Annotated in this window: 1 protein-coding gene; it reads left to right on the forward strand. The window is 55.0% G+C overall.

The genetic code is table 11. The features are described 5' to 3' along the window. A partial coding sequence (locus tag HMPREF2726_RS03425) for a YadA family autotransporter adhesin (RefSeq protein WP_210399675.1) occupies positions 1-638 on the forward strand: 638 nt, incomplete at its 5' end. Positions 639-798: the final 160 nt, after the last annotated feature.

Consider the following 798-nt stretch of genomic DNA (forward strand, 5'->3'; position numbering starts at 1 on the left):
ATGCGATCAACGGCAGCCAGTTGTATTACACCAACCAGGCGATTGCCAACGTAGCGACACAAGCGACGGCGGCGAAAACCGAAGTTACCGCAGGTAAGAACGTCGTCGTTAACCAAACGACCGGCAACAGCGGTCAGACCGTGTATAACGTTGCTACTGCCGATAAACTTGATGTAACCAGCGTAACCGCAGGCGGTGTAACCGTTAACGCGCAAGGTGTCAGCATCGCTGCACCGACCGCCCATAACCCGGCGAATACCGTCAGCCTCAGCCCGATCGGTCTGAACAACGGCGGACAACGCATCACCAACGTCGCTCCGGCGAAAGAAGGTACCGATGCGGTCAACCTGAACCAGCTCGCCGGCGTGGGTAACGCCCTGCAAAACAACATCGAACGCGTCGGCAAAAAAGCCTATGCAGGCGTGGCAGGTGCGATTGCACAAGGCTCGATTCCGCAAGTAACCCGTCCGGGTGCGACCGGTATCGGCGTGGGCAGCGGCTACTACGGTGGTCAATCCGCCATGGCAATCGGCGTGTCTGCGATGAGCGACGGCGGTAACTGGGTTGTTAAAGGCAACTTCTCTGCCAACACAGACGGCCACGTCGGTGTCGGAGCAGGTGCGTTGTACCAGTGGTAAGCTAACGGCTCTTAGCTGAAGTAAAGCAAAGGTCGTCTGAAATCCAAAACAGGGTTTCAGACGACCTTTTTATATGAACGAAGGGAGGGTGAAGAAATCAATTGCGAATAGAGCGGATTCGTATATTGAGACCTTTGCAAAATTCCCCAAAATCCCCTAA

The sequence above is a fragment of the Neisseria sp. HMSC074B07 genome (assembly GCF_001810355.1).
GTDB lineage: Bacteria > Pseudomonadota > Gammaproteobacteria > Burkholderiales > Neisseriaceae > Neisseria.